The organism is Streptomyces sp. NPDC005728, assembly GCF_040630895.1.
GTDB lineage: Bacteria > Actinomycetota > Actinomycetes > Streptomycetales > Streptomycetaceae > Streptomyces.
Genome location: NZ_JBEXYL010000052.1, coordinates 52,012 through 68,025 on the forward strand (window position 1 = coordinate 52,012; position 16,014 = coordinate 68,025).

Sequence of the window (16,014 nt, forward strand, 5' to 3'; positions counted from 1 at the left end):
GGCCAGGATGGAGACATGGCATACCACGTCGACTCCGAGGCCGGGCGGCTGCGCCGCGTGATACTGCACCGGCCCGACCTCGAGCTCAAAAGGCTCACCCCCAGCAACAAGGACGCGCTCCTCTTCGACGACGTGCTGTGGGTGCGCCGGGCGCGCGCCGAGCACGACGGGTTCGCAGACGTCCTGCGCGACCGCGGGGTCGCCGTCCACCTCTTCGGCGACCTGCTCACCGAGACCCTGGAGACGCCCGAGGCCCGCACCCTCGTGCTCGACCGCGTCTTCGACGAGAAGGAGTACGGCCCCCTCGCCACCGACCACCTGCGCGCCGCCTTCGACGGGATGGGTCCGGCCGAACTGGCCGAGGCGCTGGTCGGCGGCATGACCAAGCGGGAGTTCCTGGACGCCTACGCGGAGCCGGCCTCCGTCCGCTTCCACGTGATGGACCTGGACGACTTCCTGCTCCGCCCGCTGCCCAACCACCTCTTCACCCGCGACACCTCGGCGTGGATCTACGACGGAGTCTCCATCAACGCCATGCGCTGGCCCGCCCGGCAGCGGGAGACCGTGCACTTCGAGGCGATCTACCGGTACCACCCGCTGTTCCTTGATGAAACGTTCCGTGTGTGGTCCCGCGGGCAGGCCGACTACCCCTCCACCATCGAGGGCGGCGACGTCCTGGTGATCGGCAACGGAGCCGTGCTCATCGGCATGAGCGAGCGCACCACCCCGCAGGCCGTGGAGATGCTGGCGCACAAGCTGTTCGCGGCGGGCTCCGCGCGCACCATCGTCGCGCTCGACATGCCCAAGCGGCGGGCCTTCATGCACCTCGACACCGTGATGACCATGGTCGACGGCGACACCTTCACCCAGTACGCCGGGCTCGGCATGCTGCGCTCGTACACCATCGAACCGGGCTCCGGCGAGCGGGAGCTGAAGGTCACCGACCATCCGCCGGAGCACATGCACCGGGCGATCGCCGCGGCCCTCGGCCTCGGCGAGATCCGGGTGCTGACCGCCACCCAGGACGTCCACGCGGCCGAGCGCGAGCAGTGGGACGACGGCTGCAACGTGCTCGCCGTCGAACCCGGTGTCGTCGTCGCCTACGAGCGCAACTCCACCACCAACACGCATCTGCGCAAACAGGGCATCGAGGTGATCGAGATCCCGGGCAGCGAGCTGGGCCGGGGCAGGGGCGGTCCGCGCTGTATGAGCTGTCCCGTGGAGCGCGACGCGGTGTGAGTGAAACGCGCTGTATAGACATGCTGACTGTCGTATAGAATTCCACAGTCCGTGCACCCGTACCCCTGGAGCGCCCCCATGGCGACAGTCCCGACCGCCCTCGCCGGCCGCCATTTCCTCAAGGAGCTGGACTTCACCGGGGAGGAGTTCCGCGGCCTGGTCGAGCTGGCGGCCGAGCTGAAGGCCGCCAAGCGGGCCGGGGCCGAGACGCGGTACCTGCACGGCAGGAACATCGCCCTCGTCTTCGAGAAGACCTCGACGCGCACCCGCTGTGCGTTCGAGGTCGCCGCCGCCGACCAGGGCGCACACACCACCTACCTGGACCCGGCCGGCTCGCAGATCGGGCACAAGGAGTCGGTGAAGGACACCGCCCGGGTCCTCGGGCGGATGTTCGACGCCATCGAGTACCGCGGGCACGGCCAGGGCGTCATCGAGGAGCTGGCCACCTACGCCGGGGTCCCCGTCTACAACGGCCTCACCGACGAGTGGCACCCCACCCAGATGCTCGCCGACGTGCTCACCATGACCGAGCACACCGACAAGCCCCTGCCCCAGGTCGCGTTCGCCTACCTCGGCGACGCCCGCTACAACATGGGCAACTCCTACCTGGTCACCGGCGCCCTGCTCGGCATGGATGTCCGGATCGTCGCGCCCCGGCTGCTGTGGCCCGACGAGACGATCATCCAGCTGGCCCGGCAGCTCGCCGCCGCCTCCGGCGCCCGGATCACGCTCACCGACGACGTGAAGGAGGGCGTGCGCGGCGCGGACTTCATCGCCACCGACGTGTGGGTGTCGATGGGCGAGCCCAAGGAGGTCTGGGACGAGCGCATCGCGCTGCTGGGCCCGTACGCCGTGACCATGGACGTGCTCCGCGCCACCGGCAACGACCAGGTGAAGTTCCTGCACTGCCTGCCGGCCTTCCACGACCTCGGCACCGCCGTCGGCCGCGATATCCACGAGCGGCACGGGCTGACCGAGCTGGAGGTCTCCGACGAGGTGTTCGAGTCCGAGCACTCCGTCGTCTTCGACGAGGCCGAGAACCGGATGCACACGATCAAGGCGGTCCTGGTGGCCACCCTGGCAGGTGCGTCACACAACGTTGGCTGACCCCAGTCACCAGGCCTTATCCTGACCGGCGGCCCGGCACCACCCCTGCCGGGGCCGCCGCCGCGACCGTACGACGGTCGCCCGCACCACCAGAAACGAGCACCACCCGCATGCCCGCTCCCCGCATCAAGTCCCCGCACCTGCTCGTCGCCGAATCCGGCGCGGACCGCGAGGGTCACGGCCTCAAGCGCACGATGGGCCTCTTCCAGCTGATCTGCTTCGGTGTCGGCGCCATCGTCGGTACCGGCATCTTCGTCGGCCTCTCCGACTCCGTCGCCCAGGCCGGCCCCGCCGTCGTCGTCTCCTTCGTCCTCGCCGCGATCACCTGCGTCTTCACCGCCCTCTCCTTCGCCGAGCTGGGCGGCGCGATCCCGGTCTCCGGCTCCTCGTACTCCTTCGCCTACGCGGGCCTGGGCGAGTCCACCGCCTTCCTGGTCGGCTGGTGCCTGCTGCTGGAGTACGGCATCTCCATCTCGGCGGTCGCCGTCGGCTGGAGCGAGTACGTCAACGAACTCCTGCACAGCATTACCGGCTGGCAGCTCCCGGCCGCCCTGTCCGCGGGTCCGGGCGACGGCGGCATCGTGAACCTTCCCGCCGTGATCGTGATCGCGATGGCCTCCGTGCTGCTGGTGCGCGGGGTGCGCGAGAGTGCCCGGGCCACCGCGGCCATGGCGGCTGTGAAGCTCGCCATCCTCCTGGCCTTCTGCGCCATCGGCTACAGCGCCTTCAAGGACGGCAACCTCACCCCGTTCTCCCCGGCCGGCCTCGGCGGCATCGGCGCGGGCACCACCGCCGCGTTCTTCTCCTACATCGGCTTCGACGCGATCACCACGGCCGGCGAGGAGGCGAAGAACCCGCGCCGGGACATCCCGATCGCGATCCTCGTCTGCATGGGCCTGGTCACCCTCCTCTACTGCGCGGTCGCGCTCGCCGCGATCGGGGCCATCGGCGGCGACCAGGTCGCCGGCCGCCCCGCCGCGCTGTCGTACGTGGTCAACCAGGTCACCGGGTCGACGGTCGGCGGCGGTGTCATCGCCTTCGGCGCGGTCGTCGCCATCGCCTCCGTCGTCCTCGCCGTGATGTACGGCCAGAGCCGCATCCTGATGTCGATGTCCCGCGACGGCCTCATCCCGCGCGTCTTCGCCAAGGTGTCGCCGCGGACCTCCACCCCGGTGGCGGGCACGCTCATCGTCGCGATCGTCTTCGCGGTTCCGGCGGCCTTCGCCTCCCTGGACGCCGTGATGAACCTGTGCACCATCGGCACGCTCGCCATCATGGCCGTCGTCAACATCGCCGTGATCGCCCTGCGCCGCCGCGAGCCGGGCCTCGCCCGCAGCTTCCGGGTCCCGCTCTACCCCGTCGGCCCGCTGCTCGGCGTCGGCTTCTGCCTGTACCTGATGTACGAGACCGGCTGGCAGACCTGGCTCCAGTTCGCGGTGTTCCTCGCGGTCGGACTGCTCGTCTACCTCGCCTACGGGCGCCGGCACTCCACGCTGGGCCGGGCGACGGCCCCCGAGGTCACGCCGGACGCCGCTGACCAGGAATTGCAGGCAGTCTGAACCACACCGCCTTGCCCGACGGGGTCGGGCGGTGACCGCAGGACGAACTGAGGGCGCGGATCAGCAGCAGACCGCGCCCTCCCTCCTGCCACGGGTCGGGCTCCTCGATCACGGCACGGGTGAGATGGCCGGGCGGCGCCGGGTCCGGGTCGTGGACCTCGACCTGGCAGCCGGTGGGCAGCAGCTCCACCACCAGCTCTATCGGGCCACGCCCGGCCGTGTGCTCCACCGCGTTCGCGACCAGCTCCGCCGTCAGCAGCTCGGCGGTGTCACTGTCGGCCGCGTGCTCCACCTCGGCGAGGGCCGTCCGGACCAGGGCACGCGCCACGGGCACCGCCGCGGTGGTGTGCGGCAGCGCGATACGCCAGGAGGCCGTCGAAAGGGGCGGCACGAAGTGCCTCGATGCGGGGTGGTGGCCGGGCGACGGGCGGGCGGGGCGTTCGTACAAGGCGAGTCCGTTCATGGAGCAGGCTGTCCTGCTTTCAACCTCAGAAAGGGTACGGGCCCGGCCACAGAGACCGTCGTCGGGCACCGCACGGGGCCTTCCGCCCCGCTATCGGGCGGCTTACCCCGCCGAACGCCCCGCCTCGCCCGGCGGTGCCCACTGTTACGACGCTGTGGTCGACCGGTGACGAGCGTGACGGGACGCGGCCGTCCCGGGGTATGTCTTGTCGCGGCCTCGTGACGACAGTCAGAAATGCGTGTTAGCTTTTTCGGGTAGCGCCACGTGAGGCACCGCCCCCCTAGGAGGCCGCACGTCATGAGTCCCTTCACCGGCTCCGCCGCCCGCACCTCCGACTGGGAGCACCTGCAGGTCCGGCTCGCCGACTCGGTCGCCACCGTCACCCTCGCCCGCCCCGACAGACTCAACGCCCTCACCTTCGGCGCCTACGCCGACCTGCGTGATCTGCTCGCCGAGCTGTCCAGGGAGCGGTCCGTCCGCGCCCTGGTGCTGGCCGGCGAGGGGCGCGGCTTCTGCTCCGGCGGCGACGTGGACGAGATCATCGGCGCCACACTGTCCATGGACACCGCCCAGCTGCTCGACTTCAACCGGATGACCGGGCAGGTGGTACGGGCGATCCGCGAATGCCCGTTCCCGGTGATCGCCGCCGTGCACGGCGTGGCGGCCGGCGCGGGCGCCGTCCTCGCCCTCGCGTCCGACTTCCGGGTCGCGGACCCCTCGGCCCGCTTCGCCTTCCTCTTCACCCGCGTCGGCCTCTCCGGCGGCGACATGGGCGCGGCCTACCTGCTGCCCCGGGTCGTGGGCCTCGGCCACGCCACCCGCCTGCTGATGCTCGGCGAGCCCGTACGCGCACCCGAGGCCGAGCGCATCGGCCTGATCAGCGAACTGGCGGAGGAGGGCCGAGCGGACGAGACCGCCTCGGCCCTGGCCACCCGCCTGGCCGAGGGCCCGGCCCTGGCCTACGCCCAGACCAAGGCCCTGCTGACGGCCGAGCTGGACATGCCCATGGCGGCATCGATCGAACTGGACGCCTCCACCCAGGCCCTCCTGATGAACGGCGAGGACTACGCCGAGTTCCACGCGGCGTTCACGGAGAAGCGTTCGCCGAAGTGGCGTGGGAGGTGACATGAAGATTGCCGTGATCGGCGGTGGCCCCGGCGGCCTGTACGCGGCAGCGCTCCTGAAGCGCCTCGACCCGACCCGCGACATCACCGTCTGGGAACGCAACGCCCCCGACGAGACGTTCGGCTTCGGAGTGGTCCTCTCCGACGAGACCCTCGGCGGCATCGAACACGCCGACCCCGTGGTCTACGCGGCCCTCCAGAAGGACTTCGTCCGCTGGGACGACATCGACGTCGTGCACCGGGGCACCCGCCACACCTCCGGAGGACACGGATTCGCCGCGCTGGGCAGGAAACGGCTCCTGGAGATCCTGCACGAGCGCTGCCGCAACCTCGGCGTGGACCTCCGCTTCCGCGCCGAGGCACCGGACGCCGGCCACCTCTCGGCGACCCACGACCTGGTCGTCGCCGCCGACGGAGTCCACAGCACCACTCGCGAGACGTACGCCCACGTGTTCCGCCCCCAGGTGACCGCACACGGCTGCCGCTACATCTGGCTCGCCACGGACTTCGCCTTCGACGCCTTCCGCTTCGAGATCGCCGAGACCGAGCACGGCGTGATGCAGCTGCACGGCTACCCCTACGCCCGCCCGTCTCCCGACCCCCACCCCTCGACGGGGCCCTCCGGGCCACAGAATCAATTCGGCGCCTCCACCGTGATCGTCGAGATGCGGGAGGAGGTGTGGCGGGCGGCCGGCTTCGAGGAGCTGGGCGAGGCCGAGTCCGTGGAGCGCTGCGCCAAGATCTTCGCGGAAGCGCTCGGCGGACGGCCGCTGCGCTCCAACAAGTCCGCCTGGACCACCTTCCGCACGGTGGTCGACGAGCACTGGTCGCACGGCAACATCGTCCTCCTCGGGGACGCGGCCCACACCGCCCACTTCTCCATCGGCTCCGGCACCAAGCTCGCGGTGGAGGACGCGCTCGCGCTGGCGGCGTGCCTGGAGGAGCAGCCCGACGTACCCACGGCACTGGCCGCCTACGAGGAGGAGCGAAAACCGGTCGTCGCCTCCACCCAGCGCGCCGCCCGGGCCAGCCTCGAATGGTTCGAGAACCTGCGGTTGTATCTCGGCCAGCCACCCCGCCAGTTCGCCTTCAACCTGCTCACCCGCAGCCGCCGGGTCACCCACGACAACCTGAGGCTGCGCGACGCCCACTTCACCGAGGCCGTCGAGCGGGAGTTCGGCTGCCCGCCCGGCACGCCCCCGATGTTCACCCCGTTCCGGCTGCGCGGCCTGACCCTGCGCAACCGGGTCGTCGTGTCACCGATGGACATGTACTCGGCGACCGACGGCGTCCCGGGCGACTTCCACCTCGTCCACCTGGGCGCCCGCGCGCTCGGCGGGGCCGGTCTGGTGATGACCGAGATGGTGTGCGTCAGCGAGGAGGGTCGGATCACCCCCGGCTGCACCGGCCTCTACACCGGCGGCCAGGCCGAGGCCTGGAAGCGGATCACCGACTTCGTGCACACCCGGGCACCCGGCACGGCGATCGGCGTACAGCTCGGGCACTCCGGCCGCAAGGGCTCCACGAAGCTGATGTGGGAGGGCATGGACGAGCCGCTGCCCTACGGCAACTGGCCGCTGGCGGCCGCCTCCCCGCTGCCGTACAAGCCGGGCAGCCAGACCCCGCGCCAGCTGTCCCGGGCCCAGCTGACCGACATCCGCGAGCAGTTCACCGCAGCCGCCTGGCGGGCCGCCCGGGCCGGCTTCGACCTGCTCGAACTGCACTGCGCGCACGGCTATCTGCTCTCCGGCTTCCTCTCCCCGCTCACCAACCACCGCACCGACGCCTACGGCGGCTCGCCGGAGAAGCGGCTGAAGTTCCCGCTGGAGGTCTTCGACGCCGTACGCGCGGTATGGCCGCAGGAGAAGCCCCTGACCGTGCGCATCTCGGCCACCGACTGGGCCGAGGGCGGCACCACCGCCGAGGACGCGGTCCGGATCGCCCGGGCGTTCGCCGCGCACGGTGCCGACGCGATCGACGTGTCGACCGGGCAGGTGGTGGCCGAGGAACGGCCGGAGTTCGGGCGGTCGTACCAGACGCCGTTCGCCGACCGCATCCGGCACGAGGTGCGCGTCCCGGTGATCGCGGTCGGCGCGATCTCCTCCTGGGACGACGTCAACTCCCTGATCCTGGCCGGACGCACGGACCTGTGCGCCCTGGCCAGGCCGCACCTGTACGACCCGAACTGGACCCTGCACGCGGCCGCCGAACAGGGCTACGAGGGCCCCGGCACCGCCTGGCCCGCGCCCTACCGGGCAGGCAGCAGACGCCCGCAGACCGGTCGCACCGACGCCCCGAAACCCCGCCTGACGCTCGGCGGCTGAGGCTCGTCTGCTGTACTCGCGTGCGAGACGGCGAGACGACGGAGAGACCATGAGCACGGTGTACGACTACTTCTGGGCGGCCGACCGGGCCACGGCGGTCGACTGGGCCATCGGCCCGAACGGGGACTGGCTGCACGGAGGGTCGCTGGACGCGGAGTGCGCGGACCGGCTGGAGGTGAAGCGCCTGGACCCGAACGTCGTGCTGGGCAAGCTGGTCTCCTTCGCCGCAGGCATACCCTTCGGCAACGTCGTGGACCCGGAACTGGTCTGGCCCGACCCGGGAGAGTGGCCGTACGGCCGGCAGCCGCCGCCGGGCTCGGCGTCCCCCTGGGACAGCGGCCTCATCCTCCAGGAGCTTCCGGAGAGCTGGCGCGACACGCTCGCCGGGGTCGTCGACGACGCGGTGCCCATGCTCGCGCTGCAGTGGCTCGACATCGAGGAGATCCGCTTCGCCGACTACCTGGACGCGGAGGACCGCGTCCGCACGTTCGTCGCAATGGCCCGTCGGGCCAGGTCGGCGGGGGCGCGGCTGTACTGCTCCTGCTGCGTGTGACCGTCCCGGACCCGGGACCTCCTCACACCCCCACGAACCCCGCCCCCGCGTCCCGCAGCCGCGCGTGCAGGCTGCGGAACACCTCCGCCGAGCGGACCCCCGGCCAGTTGGCGGGGAGGAGGTGGGTGGGGAGGCCGGGGTCGGTGTAGGGGAGGTGGCGCCAGGAGTCGAGGGCGCGGAGGTAGTCGCGGTAGGCCTCCTCGGGCGGGGTGTCGGTGCGGTGCTGCCAGGCGTGCAGGACGGGGGCGTGTGCGTCCAGGAAGCGCTCGTGTTCCTTGGCGATCGCCGTGAGGTCCCACCAGCGGGCGACGGCCTCGGGGGTGGGGGCGAAGCCGAGGTGCTCGCCGCGGAAGAAGTCCACGTAGGGGTCGAGGCGGAGCCGGCGCAGGGTGTGGCGGGTCTCCTCGTACAGGCGGGCCGGGGCGATCCACACCCCGGGGGCCGCCGTGCCGAAGCCGAGGCCGGCCAGCCGGGAGCGCAGGACGTGCCGCTTCTGCCGTTCCGACTCGGGGACGGAGAAGACCGCCAGGACCCAGCCCTCGTCCTCGGGGGGCGCCGTCGTGTAGATACGGCGGTCGCCGTCCTCCAGCAACTGGCGTGCCTCGGCGGAGAGTTCGTACCCGGCCGCGCCGGTCTCCGTGCGGGCAGGCAGCAGCAGGCCGCGGCGTTTGAGCCGGGACACCGAGGAGCGTACGGAGGGGGCGTCCACCCCGACCGCGGCCAGGAGCCGGATCAGCTCGGCGACGGGCACCGGGCCGGGCAGGGAGCGGCCGTACGCGCCGTAGAGCGTGACGATGAGGGACCTGGGGGCGTGCTGCTCGGACACGTTGATCATTTTAGGTCGTCGGCATCACTGCCGGTCACTTTCGGTACGCAGCCGGAACCGCTGCAGTTTGCCGGTGGCCGTGCGGGGCAGCGCGTCGAGGAAGACGAACTCGCGCGGGCACTTGTAGGGCGCCAGCTCGGACGTGAGGAAGGCGCGCAGGGCCCCGGCGTCACGCCGGGCGCCGTCGCGTAGCACGGTGTACGCCACCACCACCTGGCCGCGCGCCTCGTCGGGCCGCCCGACGACCGCCGTCTCGACCACGTCCGGGTGGCGCAGCAGCGCGTCCTCCACCTCCGGTCCGGCGATGTTGTACCCGGCGGAGATGATCATGTCGTCCGCGCGGGCCACATAGCGGAAGCAGCCGTCGCTCTCGCGGACATAGGTGTCGCCGGTGATGTTCCAGCCACCGCGGACGTACTCCCGTTGCCGTGGGTCGGCGAGGTAGCGGCAGCCGACCGGGCCGCGGACGGCGAGCAGGCCGGGCTCGCCGTCGGGCACCGGGTCGCCGTCCGCGTCCTGCACGCGCGCCTGCCAGCCCGGCACGGGAACGCCCGTCGTGCCGGGTCTGATCCGCTCGTCGGCCGCCGAGATGAAGATGTGCAGCAGTTCGGTGGCGCCGATGCCGTTGATGATGCGCAGCCCGGTGCGCTCCTGCCAGGCCCGCCAGGTGGCCGCGGGCAGGTTCTCGCCGGCCGACACACAGCGCCGCAGGGACGAGGTGTCGTGGTCGTCCAGCTCGTCCAGCATCGCGCGGTACGCGGTCGGCGCGGTGAACAGCACGGAGACCCGGTGCTCGGCGATCGCGGGCAGCAGCTGCCGGGGGCCGGCCTGTTCGAGGAGAAGGGCGCTCGCGCCGGCCCGCATCGGGAAGATCACCAGTCCGCCGAGGCCGAAGGTGAAGCCGAGCGGGGGACTGCCGGCGAAGACGTCGTCCCCCTGGGGGCGCAGCACATGCCGGGAGAAGGTGTCGGCTATGGCCAGCACATCCCGGTGGAAGTGCATGCATCCCTTCGGGTGACCCGTGGTGCCTGAGGTGAACGCGATCAGGGCGACGTCGTCGGCCGCGGTGTCGACCGCCGGGTACGGGGTGCCGGGCGCCGGGCGGTGCAGCAGGTCGTCGGGTGCGTCGCCGCCGTACGTGGTGATGCGCAGCCCCGGGACCTCGGCCTTCGCGAGGTCGTCCACGGACCGGACGTCGCACAGCGCGTGCCGGACCCGGGCGATCTCGCACACCGTGGCCAGCTCGTGCGGGCGCTGCTGGGCCAGCACGGTGACCGCGATGGCGCCCGCCTTCAGCACGGCCAGCCAGCAGGCGGCCAGCCAGGGCGTCGTGGGGCCGCGCAGCAGGACGCGGTTGCCGGGTACGACGCCCAGGTCGCCGGTGAGGACGTGGGCGATGCGGTCGACACGGGCGCGCAGCTCGCCGTACGTCCAGGTGGGACCCGCCGGGGTGTGGAAGACCGGGCGGGCGGGGTCGGCGTGCCCGAGCAGCTCGACGGCGCAGTTCAGGCGTTCCGGATAGCTCAGCTCCGGAAGGTCGAAGCACAGCTCGGGCCACTCGTCCGGCGGTGGGAGGTGGTCGCGCGCGAAGGTGTCGACGTGGGCCGAGACGTGCATGGCGGTTCGCCCCCTTGCCGTGACAAGCGTCGAGACGGGCGTCCTGGGCTGACATCGAGCGTATCGTGTTGGTGACGACAGTCAACTGTGCGCGATAACGTCGGAAGCTGACGGGGACGGGTCGGAGCGACCCGCCGCGGAGGGAGGACCGGCAGTGCCCGCATTCTCACTCGAACCGAAGCAGGCCGCCTGGTGTGCCGAGCTGCGCAGCCTGGCCGCCGAACGGCTGCGTCCGCTCGCCGACAAGGGCGAACCCGGCCGGGTCAACCGGCCGCTCCTCGCCGAACTCGGCCGACTGGGCCTGCCGGCCAGACTGTTCTCCTCCGGCGCCCTCGACCTGTGCCTGATGCGGGAGTCCCTGGCCCAGGCCTGCACCGAGGCCGAGACCGCCCTCGCCCTCCAGGGCCTGGGTGCCCACCCGGTGCACGCCCACGGCACCACCGCCCAGCGCGAGCACTGGCTGCCGAGGGTGGCCGACGGCAGCGCGGTGGCCGCGTTCGCGCTGAGCGAGCCGGGAGCGGGCTCGGACGCGGCGGCCCTCGCCCTCGCGGCCGAGCCGGACGGCTCGTCCGGCTGGCGGCTCACCGGCGCCAAGTGCTGGATCTCCAACGCCCCCGAGGCCGACTTCTACACCGTCTTCGCACGCACCACCCCCGGCGCCGGAGCCCGCGGAGTGACCGCCTTCCTCGTCCCCGCCGACCGCCCCGGCCTCACCGGCACCGCGCTGGAGATGCTCTCGCCGCACCCCATCGGCGCCCTCGACTTCGACGCCGTGCCCGTCACCGCCGCCGACGTCCTCGGCGAGACCGACCGCGGTTTCGCCGTCGCCATGGGCACCCTCAACCTGTTCCGGCCCAGCGTGGGGGCCTTCGCGGTCGGCATGGCCCAGGCGGCGCTCGACGCCACCCTCGACCACACCCGCGCACGGGACGCGTTCGGCAAGAAGCTGAAGGACCTGCAGGCCGTCTCCCACCAGGTCGCCGAGATGGCCCTGCGTACGGAGGCCGCCCGGCTGATGGTGTACGCGGCGGCCACGGCGTACGACGAGGGCGCTCCCGACGTCCCGCGCCGCGCCGCCATGGCCAAACTGCTCGCCACCGAGACCGCGCAGTACGTCGTCGACACCGCCGTCCAGCTGCACGGCGCCCGTGCCCTGCGCCGCGGCCACCTCCTCGAACACCTCTACCGTGAGGTGCGCGCGCCACGGATCTACGAGGGCGCGAGCGAGGTCCAACGAGGCATCATCGCCAAGGAGCTGTACGCGGCCACGCGTGACGGGGAGGTCCGGTGACGACCGAGCGCATCAACCCGCCGGACCTGTCCCCGCCCACGGGCTTCTCCCACGCGGTCGTCGCCTCCGGCTCCCGCCTGGTCTTCCTGGCCGGCCAGACCGCCCTCGACACCGATGGCAAGATCACCGGCGGCACCCTCCCCGAGCAGTTCGAGAAGGCGCTCGCCAACCTCCTCGCCGCGCTCACGGCGGCCGGCGGCACCCCCGCCGACCTCGCCCGCGTCACCGTCTACGCGACCGACGTCGCCGCCTACCGCACCCACGCCCGCCGACTGGGCCGCATCTGGAAGCAGTTGGCGGGCCGGGACTATCCGGCGATGGCCGTCGTGGAGGTCGTACGGCTGTGGGACGAGCAGGCGATGGTGGAGCTGGACGGGTTCGCGGTCCTTCCGTAGCCGGTGTCAGGCCGCGACGGCGAGCCGCTCGGAGGGGACCCGACGGGGCGGGACCACGCTGCCGTCCGGGTGCAGCTCCCCGGTGTCGTCGAAGACGATCGAGCCGTCGCACAGCAGGGCCCAGCCCTGTTCGGGGTGGGCGGCCACGGTGTGCGGGGTGCCGGCGTCGGACGCGGCGCACGAGGTTCGGTAGGAGCACATGGCGCACCTCCACATCGGATGCGAGGGGGCCGGCGGGTCCGGCCGCCGCCCGGCATGCTCAGACCATGCCCCCGCCGTGAACGCCCCGGAACCGTCCGCCGTGAAGCGTGACAACATGCGGACAACTCCCGGACGGATCCATGACGCGCCACCGTTGGAGTGACGATCACGCGGGACGGCACGGCCGCCCGGTACGAGTGGGAGCCTCACCCAGGAACACCGGAGGTCCCCATGCCCCTACGCCCCGCCCTTGCGGCGGTCCTCGGCGCCGCAGCCCTGCTGTGCGTCGCCGCCGGCCCCGCCACCGCCGACACGCCCAAGCCCAGGACCAAGACCACGACCGAGGCCGTGACCGTCGACCCGACCGGCAGTATCGCCCCGGACGGCACCGTCACCCTCACCGGCACCTACCGCTGCAGCGACGCCACCGGACTGGCCTTCGTCAGCTCCTCGATCGGCCAGGGCGATCCCGACGTCAAGCACGGCATCGGCGGCACGCTCGCCCAGTGCGACGGCGCCGAGCACCGCTGGGAGAACTCCGGCAAGCCCGCGCCGGAGTCCTTCAAGGCGGACAAGGCCCACGTGCAGGCCACGGTCACGGAACTGCGTCCCGGCGGCCTCCTGCTGTTGCCGGTCTTCCACGCCACGAAGGACCAGGACGTCAAGCTCACCAAGAAGTGAGCCGCCCGCACGCCGAGGGGCCCGGCACACCGGTGCGTGCCGGGCCCTCGGCGTGCGCCCGTGACCCGTCAGGAACGCTGCCAGCTGTGCGGTGCGTGGAAGGCGGGCGGGCGCCAGGAGGTGGTGCCGGGGGAGGAGGGCTCGGGGCCGGATCCGGCCAGGGCGGTGCGGCTGAGCAGCAGCACCGCGATCGCGGCCAGCTCCTCCTCCGTGGCCTCGCCCTTCTCGACGCGGATGGGGGCTGTGGGGGATACGGACATGGGGACCTCCGTCACTGAGGGGGGTTGCCGTGCTTGCGGGCGGGGCGCTCGGCGTGCTTGGTGCGCAGCATCGCCAGCGCACCGATGAGGACGGCACGGGTGTCGGCGGGGTCGATGACGTCGTCCACCAGGCCGCGTTCGGCCGCGTAGTACGGGTGCATCAGCTCGGCCTTGTACTCCTTGACCAGCTCGGCACGCTTGGCCTCCGGGTCCTCGGCCTCGGCGATCTGGCGGCGGAAGATGACGTTGGCGGCGCCCTCGGCGCCCATCACGGCGATCTCGTTGGTGGGCCAGGCGTAGGTGAGGTCGGCGCCGATCGACTGGGAGTCCATGACGATGTAGGCACCTCCGTACGCCTTGCGCAGGATCAGCGAGATGCGGGGCACCGTCGCGTCGCAGTAGGCGTAGAGCAGCTTCGCGCCGTGGCGGATGATCCCGCCGTGCTCCTGGCCGACACCCGGGAGGAAGCCGGGCACGTCGAGCAGGGTGACGATCGGGATGCTGAACGCGTCGCACATCTGGACGAAGCGGGCGGCCTTCTCGCTGGCCTCGATGTCCAGGACACCGGCCAGGGCCTGGGGCTGGTTGGCGACGATGCCGACCACCCGGCCGTCCAGGCGGGCCAGCGCGCAGATGATGTTCCGGGCCCAGCGCTGGTGGACCTCCAGGTACTCGCCGTCGTCGGCGATCTCCTCGATGACCCCGGTCATGTCGTACGGCCGGTTGCCGTCGACCGGCACCAGGCCGGCCAGCGTCTCGCAGCGGCGGTCCGCCGGGTCGTCGCAGGGCACCGTGGGCGGGGTCTCGCGGTTGTTGCCGGGCAGGAGTGAGAGCAGATAGCGCACCTCCTCCAGGCAGGTCTCCTCGTCGTCGTAGGCGAAGTGGCAGACGCCGCTGGTCTCCGCGTGGACGTCCGCGCCGCCCAGGCCGTTCTGGGTGATCTCCTCGCCCGTCACCGCCTTGACCACGTCCGGCCCGGTGATGAACATCTGGGAGGTCTCGCGGACCATGAACACGAAGTCCGTCAGTGCGGGACTGTAGGCGGCACCCCCGGCACACGGGCCGAGCATCACGCTGATCTGCGGGATGACACCGGACGCGGCGGTGTTGCGCCGGAAGATGCCGCCGTAGCCCGCGAGGGCGGTGACGCCCTCCTGGATGCGGGCGCCCGCTCCGTCGTTGAGGGAGACCAGGGGCGCGCCGGCCGCGATGGCCATGTCCATGATCTTGTGGATCTTGGCGGCGTGGGCCTCGCCCAGCGCACCGCCGAAGATCCGGAAGTCATGGGCATAGACGAACACCGTGCGGCCCTCCACCGTGCCCCAGCCGGTGACGACACCGTCGGTGTACGGCCTCTTCGCCTCCAGACCGAACCCACTCGCCCGGTGCCGGCGCAGCGATTCGACCTCATGGAACGAGCCCTCGTCGAGGAGCAGGCCGATCCGTTCCCGCACGGTGAGCTTGCCCTTGGCCTTCTGGGCCTCGGTCGCCTTCTCACCGGGGCCTGCGAGCACGCTCCGGCGGATGCCGGCCAGTTCCTCGACGTGGGACCTCATGTCTCCCCCTGCTCTGCTGAAACGGCTTTCCCGAAATGACGGAACGTCAGTTGCCGAGCCGGCGCAGGCCGCTCGACTGGAGCGCGGCGAAGGCCGCGACGACGGCCGCCTGCAGCACGGTCCACACGGTGCCGACGGTGTTCGGCCCGAACCAGCCGAAGACCGCGGTGGCGACGGAGGCCACCGCCCACAGTGCGTTGGCCTCGATGACGGCCTTGGTGGCGGCCCTGCCCGGCACCGGACGGCTCGCCGGCAGCGCCACGAGGCCGCCGTACACCGTCAGGAACGCGCCGACGCCGCGCAGCAGACCGGTGTCCAGGCCCAGCAGATCGCCGACCGGGCCGGCGCCGAGCAGATAGATCAGGCCGTTGGCGGCGGTCACGGCCGCGTCCAGCGCGAGGAAGGTCCGTAACGGGCGCGCCGCGGCGGCACGGGCGGGCGTACGGACCGCTGCGTGCGCCGGGGTCTGGCTCGTGGTCATGGGGCCTCCGAAGGTAGGGGGCGGGATTCCACTGGCCCGTCGAGCGTGCCAGGGCGGGCTGACCGGGGGCTGACGGACGGCTTACGCGGATCGACGCCCTGCCGCTCACACGGGTTGGAGGCGGGTGTCGCCGATCAGGGCCGGGTCGTGGGAGAGGATCGCGCTCTCGACCCGGCGCAGGGCGGGGGAGGGCTGGATGCCGAGTTCGTCGTCGAGGTGCCGGCGCATCCGGCGGAAGACGTCCAGGGCGTCGGCCTGTCGTCCCGAGCCGTACAGGGCGATCATCAGCTGCTCGCAGAAGTGCTCGCGCAGCGGGTGGTTGGTGTGTGCCTCGGTC

General features: G+C 72.0%; 17 protein-coding genes. 9 read left to right on the top strand and 8 right to left on the bottom strand.

Translation table 11 applies throughout. The annotated features are described in order from the left end of the window. The first annotated feature begins 15 nt into the window (after window positions 1–15). The 3 genes from ABZ471_RS29555 to ABZ471_RS29565 all read left to right on the top strand — a co-directional run bounded on the left by ABZ471_RS29555 (window position 16) and on the right by ABZ471_RS29565 (window position 3,905). On the top strand, window positions 16–1,239 hold the full coding sequence (locus ABZ471_RS29555) for an arginine deiminase (protein ID WP_359070587.1): 1,224 nt from the start codon (window positions 16–18) through the stop codon (window positions 1,237–1,239). Between the two features lie 78 nt (window positions 1,240–1,317). Next, a complete protein-coding gene (gene argF, locus ABZ471_RS29560) occupies window positions 1,318–2,346 on the top strand; it encodes an ornithine carbamoyltransferase (RefSeq protein ID WP_359070589.1) in 1,029 nt (342 codons plus the stop codon). Between the two features lie 110 nt (window positions 2,347–2,456). After that, on the top strand, window positions 2,457–3,905 hold the full coding sequence (locus ABZ471_RS29565) for an amino acid permease (protein ID WP_359070590.1): 1,449 nt from the start codon (window positions 2,457–2,459) through the stop codon (window positions 3,903–3,905). Here the strand turns inward: ABZ471_RS29565 and ABZ471_RS29570 are convergent. Further along, window positions 3,865–4,368 carry an ATP-binding protein gene (locus ABZ471_RS29570; RefSeq protein ID WP_359070591.1) on the bottom strand — a complete coding sequence of 168 codons (504 nt, stop codon included), beginning with the start codon at window positions 4,366–4,368 and terminating at the stop codon, window positions 3,865–3,867. The two genes, ABZ471_RS29565 and ABZ471_RS29570, sit on opposite strands and share 41 nt — an antisense overlap. A gap of 297 nt (window positions 4,369–4,665) precedes the next feature. Here ABZ471_RS29570 and ABZ471_RS29575 point away from each other — a divergent pair, with 297 nt between their 5' ends. From ABZ471_RS29575 to ABZ471_RS29585, 3 genes are read left to right on the top strand one after another with little or no spacing between them, the layout of a single operon-like run. After that, window positions 4,666–5,493 carry an enoyl-CoA hydratase family protein gene (locus ABZ471_RS29575; RefSeq protein ID WP_359070593.1) on the top strand — a complete coding sequence of 276 codons (828 nt, stop codon included), beginning with the start codon at window positions 4,666–4,668 and terminating at the stop codon, window positions 5,491–5,493. A gap of 1 nt (window position 5,494) precedes the next feature. Next, the gene (locus ABZ471_RS29580) at window positions 5,495–7,816 is read left to right on the top strand and encodes a bifunctional salicylyl-CoA 5-hydroxylase/oxidoreductase (RefSeq protein WP_359070594.1); all 2,322 of its coding nucleotides are present in this window, start codon (window positions 5,495–5,497) and stop codon (window positions 7,814–7,816) included. 49 nt (window positions 7,817–7,865) lie between these two features. Beyond that, window positions 7,866–8,369: a hypothetical protein gene (locus tag ABZ471_RS29585; RefSeq protein ID WP_359070595.1), complete on the top strand. Its 504-nt coding sequence runs from the start codon at window positions 7,866–7,868 to the stop codon at window positions 8,367–8,369. A 22-nt stretch (window positions 8,370–8,391) separates the two neighbouring features. Here ABZ471_RS29585 and ABZ471_RS29590 read toward each other — a convergent pair whose 3' ends face one another. Next, window positions 8,392–9,204 (bottom strand): PaaX family transcriptional regulator C-terminal domain-containing protein, encoded by an 813-nt coding sequence (locus tag ABZ471_RS29590; RefSeq protein WP_359070596.1) that lies wholly within the window; start codon window positions 9,202–9,204, stop codon window positions 8,392–8,394. Window positions 9,205–9,219: 15 nt separating this feature from the next. Further along, complete coding sequence (locus tag ABZ471_RS29595) at window positions 9,220–10,812, bottom strand: AMP-binding protein (RefSeq protein WP_359070598.1); 1,593 nt, start codon at window positions 10,810–10,812, stop codon at window positions 9,220–9,222. Window positions 10,813–10,966: 154 nt separating this feature from the next. On the opposite strand from ABZ471_RS29595, the gene ABZ471_RS29600 reads away from it, so the two are divergent. After that, a complete protein-coding gene (locus ABZ471_RS29600; RefSeq protein WP_359070600.1) occupies window positions 10,967–12,103 on the top strand; it encodes an acyl-CoA dehydrogenase family protein in 1,137 nt (378 codons plus the stop codon). After that, complete coding sequence (locus ABZ471_RS29605) at window positions 12,100–12,498, top strand: RidA family protein (protein ID WP_359070602.1); 399 nt, start codon at window positions 12,100–12,102, stop codon at window positions 12,496–12,498. Before ABZ471_RS29600 ends, ABZ471_RS29605 begins: the two co-directional genes overlap by 4 nt. Window positions 12,499–12,504: 6 nt before the next feature. On the opposite strand, the gene ABZ471_RS29610 is transcribed toward ABZ471_RS29605, so the two are convergent. After that, window positions 12,505–12,699, bottom strand: coding sequence for a DUF5999 family protein (locus ABZ471_RS29610; RefSeq protein WP_359070604.1), 195 nt, complete (start codon window positions 12,697–12,699; stop codon window positions 12,505–12,507). 231 nt (window positions 12,700–12,930) lie between these two features. Between ABZ471_RS29610 and ABZ471_RS29615 the strand changes: the two genes are divergently transcribed. Next, complete coding sequence (locus ABZ471_RS29615) at window positions 12,931–13,380, top strand: DUF6299 family protein (protein WP_359070608.1); 450 nt, start codon at window positions 12,931–12,933, stop codon at window positions 13,378–13,380. A gap of 68 nt (window positions 13,381–13,448) precedes the next feature. Here the strand turns inward: ABZ471_RS29615 and ABZ471_RS29620 are convergent, their stop codons facing one another. From ABZ471_RS29620 to ABZ471_RS29635, 4 genes are all read right to left on the bottom strand, one after another. Continuing rightward, window positions 13,449–13,640 (bottom strand): acyl-CoA carboxylase subunit epsilon, encoded by a 192-nt coding sequence (locus ABZ471_RS29620; RefSeq protein WP_359070609.1) that lies wholly within the window; start codon window positions 13,638–13,640, stop codon window positions 13,449–13,451. An 11-nt stretch (window positions 13,641–13,651) separates the two neighbouring features. After that, window positions 13,652–15,196 (bottom strand): acyl-CoA carboxylase subunit beta, encoded by a 1,545-nt coding sequence (locus tag ABZ471_RS29625; protein WP_359070611.1) that lies wholly within the window; start codon window positions 15,194–15,196, stop codon window positions 13,652–13,654. Between the two features lie 46 nt (window positions 15,197–15,242). Further along, window positions 15,243–15,677 carry a hypothetical protein gene (locus tag ABZ471_RS29630; protein ID WP_359070613.1) on the bottom strand — a complete coding sequence of 145 codons (435 nt, stop codon included), beginning with the start codon at window positions 15,675–15,677 and terminating at the stop codon, window positions 15,243–15,245. Window positions 15,678–15,782: 105 nt separating this feature from the next. Further along, on the bottom strand, window positions 15,783–16,014 hold a 232-nt coding region (locus tag ABZ471_RS29635; RefSeq protein ID WP_359070614.1), incomplete at its 5' end, for a BTAD domain-containing putative transcriptional regulator.

Excerpts from the sequence above, each read along its gene's own strand:
- ABZ471_RS29555 (WP_359070587.1), top strand. The coding sequence starts at position 16 with ATGGCATACCACGTCGACTCCGAGGCCGGGCGGCTGCGCCGCGTGATA.
- argF (WP_359070589.1), top strand. The coding sequence starts at position 1,318 with ATGGCGACAGTCCCGACCGCCCTCGCCGGCCGCCATTTCCTCAAGGAG.
- ABZ471_RS29565 (WP_359070590.1), top strand. The coding sequence starts at position 2,457 with ATGCCCGCTCCCCGCATCAAGTCCCCGCACCTGCTCGTCGCCGAATCC.
- ABZ471_RS29570 (WP_359070591.1), bottom strand. The coding sequence starts at position 4,368 with ATGAACGGACTCGCCTTGTACGAACGCCCCGCCCGCCCGTCGCCCGGC.
- ABZ471_RS29575 (WP_359070593.1), top strand. The coding sequence starts at position 4,666 with ATGAGTCCCTTCACCGGCTCCGCCGCCCGCACCTCCGACTGGGAGCAC.
- ABZ471_RS29580 (WP_359070594.1), top strand. The coding sequence starts at position 5,495 with ATGAAGATTGCCGTGATCGGCGGTGGCCCCGGCGGCCTGTACGCGGCA.
- ABZ471_RS29585 (WP_359070595.1), top strand. The coding sequence starts at position 7,866 with ATGAGCACGGTGTACGACTACTTCTGGGCGGCCGACCGGGCCACGGCG.
- ABZ471_RS29590 (WP_359070596.1), bottom strand. The coding sequence starts at position 9,204 with ATGATCAACGTGTCCGAGCAGCACGCCCCCAGGTCCCTCATCGTCACG.
- ABZ471_RS29595 (WP_359070598.1), bottom strand. The coding sequence starts at position 10,812 with ATGCACGTCTCGGCCCACGTCGACACCTTCGCGCGCGACCACCTCCCA.
- ABZ471_RS29610 (WP_359070604.1), bottom strand. The coding sequence starts at position 12,699 with ATGTGCTCCTACCGAACCTCGTGCGCCGCGTCCGACGCCGGCACCCCG.
- ABZ471_RS29615 (WP_359070608.1), top strand. The coding sequence starts at position 12,931 with ATGCCCCTACGCCCCGCCCTTGCGGCGGTCCTCGGCGCCGCAGCCCTG.
- ABZ471_RS29620 (WP_359070609.1), bottom strand. The coding sequence starts at position 13,640 with ATGTCCGTATCCCCCACAGCCCCCATCCGCGTCGAGAAGGGCGAGGCC.
- ABZ471_RS29625 (WP_359070611.1), bottom strand. The coding sequence starts at position 15,196 with ATGAGGTCCCACGTCGAGGAACTGGCCGGCATCCGCCGGAGCGTGCTC.
- ABZ471_RS29630 (WP_359070613.1), bottom strand. The coding sequence starts at position 15,677 with ATGACCACGAGCCAGACCCCGGCGCACGCAGCGGTCCGTACGCCCGCC.